Origin of the sequence: Leisingera sp., assembly GCF_034669605.1 — a bacterium.
Taxonomy (GTDB): domain Bacteria; phylum Pseudomonadota; class Alphaproteobacteria; order Rhodobacterales; family Rhodobacteraceae; genus Leisingera.
In genome coordinates, this window is record NZ_JAXMOX010000221.1 from 1 (window position 1) to 7,005 (window position 7,005).

Consider the following 7,005-nt stretch of genomic DNA (forward strand, 5'->3'; position numbering starts at 1 on the left):
TGGCGTTGAACTGCCCAGCTATCGCGGCGACATCATCAATGAGCTGGAATTCACCTCTGCTGCGCGCATTCCTAACCCGCAAAAGATGTTGCAGGCCTATACCCAGGCCGCCGCAACGCTGAACCTGTTGCGCGCTTTCTCTACCGGCGGGTTTGCCGATATGAGCCGGGTGCATTCCTGGACCCTGGGCTTTACCGATGAGCAGGAAGTCCAGAAATACAGCGAGATTGCGACCCGTATTCAGGACACCATCGATTTTATGGCCGCCGCCGGCATCACCGCCGACACCACCCATGAATTTTCGACCGTTGATTTCTACACCAGCCACGAAGGGCTTCTGCTTGAATACGAAGAAGCGCTGACCCGGCTTGATTCGACCTCCGGAAAATGGCTGGCAGGTTCCGGCCACATGATCTGGATCGGAGACCGCACCCGCCAGCCTGACGGTGCCCATGTGGAATTCTGCCGCGGCGTGCTGAATCCGATCGGTCTCAAATGCGGCCCGACCACCACGGCTGAAGACCTGAAGGTTCTGATGTCGCGCCTGAACCCGGAGAACGAAGAAGGCAAGCTGACCCTGATCGCCCGTTTCGGTGCAGGCAAGGCCGGCGAGCATCTTCCTCGCCTGATCAAGGCCGTGAAGGACGAGGGCGCCAATGTCACCTGGGTCTGCGACCCGATGCATGGCAACACCATCAAATCCTCGACCGGTTACAAGACCCGCCCCTTCGACAGCGTTCTGCGCGAAGTGCGCGACTTCTTTGGCGTACATAATGCCGAAGGCACTATCCCGGGCGGCGTGCATTTCGAGATGACCGGCCAGGATGTGACCGAATGCACTGGTGGTGTCCGGGCGGTGACTGATGAGGATCTGAGCGACCGCTACCACACCGCCTGCGATCCGCGCCTCAATGCCAGCCAATCGCTGGAACTGGCCTTCCTGGTGGCCGAGGAACTGTCTGCCTTGCGGGCCTCGCAGAAGAACACCCGTCAGGCTGGCTGAGGCCCTAACAGACGCGCGCTGTCACGGCGCGTGGCTTGCAGATCTCTGCACATGCAAAAAAAGCGCCCCGGGGGTTATCCCGCGGGGCGCAGTCCCTTCAAGTGCTATGACCTTGGACTTGAAAAGATGATACTTTTGCGCCGCGGACGTATCGCGGCGCCCGCGTGTCAGTCCCGGCTAATCACCAGACGCAGATGCGAAGCAGCCCTGCGCTTACCGTTATCCGGGGCCGCTGCGGCTGTGTCCGCCGGTTCCCCAAGCTTCCCTGCGCGGCTGCGTTCCAGCAGCGCCTTGGCCTCGTCCAGGATTGAGCGTTCGGGTTTGAACCGGGCCTGCGTCTCCGCAAAACCCGGATTAGGCTGGTTTGCGTCCTGGCGCTTGTCGGCAACTGCGTCCCGCGGTTTGGCTTTGAACCCGGCAGCGCCAGCGGCTTTGCCGACCGTGCGCATTTCGATCGACGAGATCGAGAAACGCTGCGAGGTGGCGGCGGCCCCATCATCTGCGACCAAAACCCCCAGGACCCGGCTGATATCGCCCAGATCGCTGCGCAATGGCAGCAGCAGCATACGGGCATCGCGCGGCGCGCGCTGGCGCGGCGCTTCGATTTGCAGCATCAGTTCAACAATGGCGGGTGTTTCGAACATGTGCTCCATCGCCGAGCTCAGCTGTTTGCGGGCCCCGGTGGTAAAGAACGCGGTCACCGGCATGCCGCGCACCTCCATGCCTGCCATTTCATTCACCAGCGTTCCAGCGAGGCGGAAGCGGGCGATGCCAGGCGCGATCCGTTCCAGAATGAATGTATTGCTCAGGATGTTTTCCAGCCCGCGCGGATCAATCTGCGAGCGGCTGGGCACATCGTCGCCGCGGCGCAGCGCGGTCCAATAGGCTTCCGCTTGGCGCAGTGGCGATGGCGAGCCGCCCTTGCGGAAGCGGTTCATGGAAACAACCTTGTCCTGACCAGTGGTCACTTCAGTTCCGCTGCGGCTGCCAAAAATCATTTCTTCATCCCCTCCAACCCCGGCCTTCCCTTTGGTTGCGGCAACCGGCGGCTGCGTTAACTCTTAGGGCCGGTTTGGTTACCTTGAAGTTAAGATGACACAATATAATTCAAATTTGGACTACTTCTTTAAGCAATGGTTAACACGATGGTCGTCCCGCGGTTATGCGATTGCACTTGCACCCTATACTTTCGAGACAGTAGAGCTGTCCAATCATCAGCGACAAGAGAGCCAGTCCCATGACCATCCGCAGCATGACCGCCTTTGCCTCGGAGCAAGGCAGCGCTGACCAGCACAGCTGGAGCTGGGAGCTCCGATCTGTCAATGCCAAGGGCCTGGATCTGCGTCTTCGGGTGCCGGATTGGCTGGAAGGCCTTGAAACTCATGTTCGTTCAACCTTAGGTAAAGCTCTTGCGCGCGGAAATGTCTCGCTTACCCTGCGGATTTCGCGCAGCGAAGACGGCGCCGGGCAGATGCAGATCAACGCTGCCATTCTGCAATCGGTGATCAAGTCGCTGGCTGAGACACAATCCATTGCCAAGCAGAACAGGGTGGAAATACGCCCGGCCTCTGCCGCCGAAGTTCTTACCTTCAAAGGGGTTCTGGAGCAGTCCGCGGGTGATGATGATCCGGCGCCGCTGGTTAAGCGGCTGAGCAGGGAATTGGAAACTCTCGTGGCCGAATTCGTGCAGATGCGCGAGGCCGAGGGTGCTGCGCTTGCCCAAATCCTTAACAGCCAGCTGGAGGAAGTTGCCGCGCTGACGGCCCAGGCCGGGAAACGCGCCGAAGAGCGCAAACTGAAAATGGGTGAAACGCTTAAGGCTAATCTGGCGCGGGTTATGGACAATGCCGAAGGCGCAGATCCGGACCGCGTGGCCCAGGAGTTGGCCCTGATCGCGGTCAAGGCAGATGTCACCGAAGAATTGGACCGTCTCGGCGCCCATGTTACCGCTGCCCGCGATCTTCTGGCCAACGGCGGCGCGGTGGGCCGCAAGCTGGACTTTCTGATGCAGGAGTTCAACCGCGAGGCCAATACGCTGTGTTCAAAAGCGCAGCACAGCGCCTTGACGGCGGTCGGGCTTGAGCTGAAAACCGTGATCGACCAGATGCGCGAGCAGGTGCAGAACATAGAATAAGAAAAGGAGAGCCCAGATGGCGGACCGCCGCGGCCTTTTGATCATCCTCTCATCGCCTTCGGGCGCCGGTAAATCCACTTTGGCCCGCCGCCTCATGGCCTGGGATCCCGGTCTGAAATTTTCGGTCTCCGCCACTACTCGCGCCCCGCGTCCGGGCGAGGAGCACGGCCGCGAGTACTTCTTCATCTCCGAGGACGAGTTCCGCCAGAAGGTGGCAGAAGGCGGCATGCTGGAGCATGCTCATGTGTTTGGTAACTTCTACGGTTCCCCTGCGGGGCCGGTGAAGGACACCATCGAGGCAGGCCAGGACGTTCTTTTCGACGTCGACTGGCAGGGCGAAATCCAGATCCGCAACTCGGACCTCGGCAAGCACGCACTGTCGATATTCATTCTGCCGCCGTCGATTCCTGAACTTCGCCGACGCTTGGAAACCCGCGCGCAGGACAGTGACGATGTGATCTCCAAACGGATGCAGAAAAGCTGGGACGAGATCAGCCACTGGGGCTATTACGATTATGTGCTGGTCAACGATGATCTGGACGAGACCGAAGCCCGCCTGAAGACCATTGTCGAAGCCGAGCGCATGCGCCGTATTCAGCAGCCCCGGCTTCAGGACCATGTCCGCACCCTGCAAACCCAGTTCGAGGAACAGTCATGACGTTGTATGCACTAGGCGATCACCAGCCGCAGATTCATGAAGACACCTGGGTCGCCCCGGATGCCAACCTGATCGGCAAGGTGGTGATGGAGGCAGGCGCGTCGGTCTGGTTCGGTGTCACCATTCGCGCTGATCACGAGGAAATCCGCATCTGCGAGGGGACCAACGTGCAGGAAAACGTGGTGATGCATATTGATGCTGGCTACCCGCTGACCATCGGCAGGAACTGCACCATCGGCCATAAGGCAATGCTGCATGGCTGCATTATCGGTGAAAACACCCTGGTCGGCATGGGCGCCACCATTCTGAATGGCGCCAGGATCGGCAGGAATTGCCTGATCGGCGCCGGCGCCCTGATCACTGAGAACAAGGAAATTCCCGACAACTCTCTGGTGATGGGCAGCCCCGGCAAGGTGGTGCGCGAGGTGGATGCAGCGCTGGCTGAAAAACTGACCCAAAGCGCGCTCTTGTATCAGAGCAACATGCGCCGCTTCCGGGCCGGGCTGAAGCCGCTGTAAGCGGGCCGGCGTCTGCCGTTTTTTGCGCTGGTTGCGCGGGTCCGCCATATCAGCTTTACACAGCGGCGCTAGGCAGGCCGTAAACATTTACGCGGAGGTCTGATGACAACTGATCTGATTGACGGATTTCTGGCGGCGATCCCGATGCCTGCTGTGCTGGTGGACCAGACCGAACGACTCATCGCCGAGAACAGCGCCGCTGCCCCCTTGCTCGGCCAGGAGGGGAAGGGGCGTCACTTCGCTACTGTTCTACGCCAGCCCAGCGTCGCAACCGCGATTGAAGCCTGCCTTCGGGACCGGAAGCCCCGAACAGCCCGCCACCTGGCCAATGACGGCGCCCAGGACACCACCTTTGCTGTCACGCTGCGCTATGTGCCGGGTATCGGTGCGGTCAGCGGCGGCGCGGTACTGGTCTGCTTTGACGACGTGACCGAGCGTGAGCAGGCCGGCCAGATGCGCCGCGATTTCGTCGCCAATGTCAGCCATGAGTTGCGCACCCCGCTGACGGCCTTGATCGGCTTTATCGAAACACTGCGAGGCCCGGCCAAGGACGACACCGCCGCCCGCGATCGGTTTCTCGCGATTATGGAGGGTGAGGCCAGCCGGATGAACCGCCTGGTCGGAGATCTCCTTTCCCTGAACCGGGTTGAAAGCGAAGAGCGGGTGCGGCCAAAGCAGAGCGTCGATCTGGGTGCCCACCTAGGTTCGACGCTGAAAACCCTCGTCCCGGTTGCCGAGGCCCGCGGCGTGTCAATGAACCTGGAGGCACCGCAAGGCGGCATCATGGTCACTGGTGATCCGGATCAGCTGCAACAGGTCTTCACCAACCTGGTGGAAAACGCCGTGAAATACGGCGGCGATGAGGTTCGGGTGCTGCTAAGCCGGTCCGAAAGGGACCCGGCCGTGCGCGCAGCAGCCGCGCGGGTCCAGGTGATAGATAACGGTCCAGGAATCGATCCCGTGCACCTGCCGCGCCTGACTGAGCGCTTCTATCGCGCCGACAGCCACCGCTCGCGCGAAATGGGCGGCACCGGGCTGGGGCTGGCAATTGTGAAACACATCATCAACCGCCATCGCGGGCGGCTGCGGGTAGAAAGCGAATTAGGGCAAGGGTCCGTTTTCACAGTCATCCTGCCGGAATAAGCTCCTCAAGCTGCTAGCAAGCTATCCAAGCTGCCGCCGAACGACCCGGCGGTGGTTCTCTTTTCCGCGTCACTTTTTACTGACGAAACGCGGTTTGTCATGCAGCTGTTACACGGACGTCACAAAAGGCTCATCAGCGGCTTCTAAGTGGGGGCGCAAGATCATCGACGGGGTGATCGACCATTGAAACTCTTGGAGACACAAATGTCTTTTGTGAAACTGACCGCTTCCACCTTGGCAATCGCCGCCGTATCGGCCACCGCAGCAGCAGCCCGCGATCAGGTGCAGGTTGCCGGTTCGTCCACCGTGCTGCCTTATGCCTCGATTGTCGCAGAAGCCTTTGGCGAAAACTTCGACTTCCCGACCCCGGTTGTTGAATCCGGCGGCTCCTCGGCGGGGCTCAAGCGGTTCTGCGAAGGCGTCGGTGAAAACACCATCGACGTCGCCAATGCCTCGCGCAAGATTAAAGACAAGGAAATCGCCGCCTGCGCGGAAAACGGCGTCACCGACATCATTGAGGTCCGTATCGGTTACGACGGCATCGTCTTTGCCTCCGACATTAACGCCAACGCCTTCGAATATACCCCGACGGACTGGTTCCTGGCTCTTTCCGACAAGGTGCTGGTCGACGGCCAGCTGGTCGAGAACACCAACCAGACCTGGGCCGATGTGAACCCGAATTTCCCGGCGGTGGACATCCAGGCCTTTGTGCCGGGCACCAAGCACGGCACCCGCGAAGTGTTCGAAGACAAGGTGATCCTGGCGGGCTGCGAAGCCACCGGCGCCTTTGACGCCTTCAAGGAAGCCAACGGCGGCGACAAGAAAGCGGCTGAAAAGGCCTGCATCGCCCTGCGCACCGACGGCAAATCCGTCGACATCGACGGCGACTACACCGAGACCCTGGCCCGCATCGAAAGCAACAAAGACGGCGTTGGTGTCTTTGGCCTGGCGTTTTATGAAAACAACACCGACAAACTGCAGGTGGCGACCATGTCCGGCGTTGTTCCTTCGACCGAGAGCATTGCAACCGGTGAATACCCGGTTTCCCGCCCGCTGTACTTCTACGTCAAGAAAGCTCACATCGGCGTCATTCCCGGACTAAAGGAATATGCCGAGTTCTTCGTCGCGGATGAGGTTGCCGGCCCCGATGGCCCGCTGGCCGAATACGGTCTGGTTGCCGATCCGGAACTGGCGGACACCCAGGAAGCCGTGACCCAAGAGGCGGTGATGAGCGGCAACTCCTGATCCTGCCCCGGACCTGAACCAGTGACGCCGGGGCGGATCCGACCGCCCCGGCTCTCGTTGCCTGCCCGGCACTGTCGCCGCCTTTTCGCAACCACCCAACGGAGCCCTCCATGCCTACGATTTGGCTTGTCGTTCTCCTGCTTGCGCTGGCCGCAGCAGGGTTTTACTGGGGGCGCGCCCGCGCACTCAGCACAGCAGGAGGGGATGCCCGAGAGCTGCATTCCCTGCCGTCCTACTATGGCTACCATGTTGCCCTGTCGGCTTTTGTGCCCGCCATCACCGTGCTGGTAGTCTGGCTGCTGGT

General features: G+C 60.7%; 8 protein-coding genes. 7 read left to right on the forward strand and 1 reads right to left on the reverse strand.

Translation table 11 applies throughout. The features are described 5' to 3' along the window. A partial coding sequence (locus tag VOI29_RS20830; RefSeq protein ID WP_323783277.1) for a 3-deoxy-7-phosphoheptulonate synthase class II occupies nt 1-1,003 on the forward strand: 1,003 nt, incomplete at its 5' end. 167 nt (nt 1,004-1,170) lie between these two features. Here the strand turns inward: VOI29_RS20830 and VOI29_RS20835 are convergent. Next, entirely contained in the window at nt 1,171-2,001 is an 831-nt protein-coding gene (locus VOI29_RS20835) for a PAS domain-containing protein (protein ID WP_323783280.1), read from the reverse strand. A gap of 239 nt (nt 2,002-2,240) precedes the next feature. Between VOI29_RS20835 and VOI29_RS20840 the strand changes: the two genes are divergently transcribed. The 6 genes from VOI29_RS20840 to VOI29_RS20865 all read left to right on the forward strand — a co-directional run. After that, nucleotides 2,241-3,137, forward strand: coding sequence for a YicC/YloC family endoribonuclease (locus tag VOI29_RS20840; protein ID WP_323783284.1), 897 nt, complete (start codon nt 2,241-2,243; stop codon nt 3,135-3,137). 16 nt (nt 3,138-3,153) lie between these two features. Beyond that, on the forward strand, nt 3,154-3,795 hold the full coding sequence (gene gmk, locus VOI29_RS20845) for a guanylate kinase (RefSeq protein WP_323783287.1): 642 nt from the start codon (nt 3,154-3,156) through the stop codon (nt 3,793-3,795). Beyond that, complete coding sequence (locus VOI29_RS20850; RefSeq protein WP_323783290.1) at nt 3,792-4,313, forward strand: gamma carbonic anhydrase family protein; 522 nt, start codon at nt 3,792-3,794, stop codon at nt 4,311-4,313. The genes gmk and VOI29_RS20850 overlap by 4 nt, the downstream gene beginning before the upstream one ends. 102 nt (nt 4,314-4,415) lie before the next feature. Continuing rightward, entirely contained in the window at nt 4,416-5,456 is a 1,041-nt protein-coding gene (locus tag VOI29_RS20855; RefSeq protein WP_323783293.1) for an ATP-binding protein, read from the forward strand. 204 nt (nt 5,457-5,660) lie between these two features. Then, nucleotides 5,661-6,701, forward strand: coding sequence for a substrate-binding domain-containing protein (locus VOI29_RS20860; RefSeq protein WP_323783295.1), 1,041 nt, complete (start codon nt 5,661-5,663; stop codon nt 6,699-6,701). A gap of 110 nt (nt 6,702-6,811) precedes the next feature. Beyond that, a partial coding sequence (locus VOI29_RS20865) for a phosphate ABC transporter permease family protein (RefSeq protein ID WP_323783298.1) occupies nt 6,812-7,005 on the forward strand: 194 nt, incomplete at its 3' end.

What these genes read in the sequence shown, in the direction of transcription:
- VOI29_RS20850 (WP_323783290.1), top strand. Translation starts at nt 3,792, where the DNA reads ATGACGTTGTATGCACTAGGCGATCACCAGCCGCAGATTCATGAAGAC.
- VOI29_RS20855 (WP_323783293.1), top strand. Translation starts at nt 4,416, where the DNA reads ATGACAACTGATCTGATTGACGGATTTCTGGCGGCGATCCCGATGCCT.
- gmk (WP_323783287.1), top strand. Translation starts at nt 3,154, where the DNA reads ATGGCGGACCGCCGCGGCCTTTTGATCATCCTCTCATCGCCTTCGGGC.
- VOI29_RS20840 (WP_323783284.1), top strand. Translation starts at nt 2,241, where the DNA reads ATGACCATCCGCAGCATGACCGCCTTTGCCTCGGAGCAAGGCAGCGCT.
- VOI29_RS20860 (WP_323783295.1), top strand. Translation starts at nt 5,661, where the DNA reads ATGTCTTTTGTGAAACTGACCGCTTCCACCTTGGCAATCGCCGCCGTA.
- VOI29_RS20835 (WP_323783280.1), bottom strand. Translation starts at nt 2,001, where the DNA reads ATGATTTTTGGCAGCCGCAGCGGAACTGAAGTGACCACTGGTCAGGAC.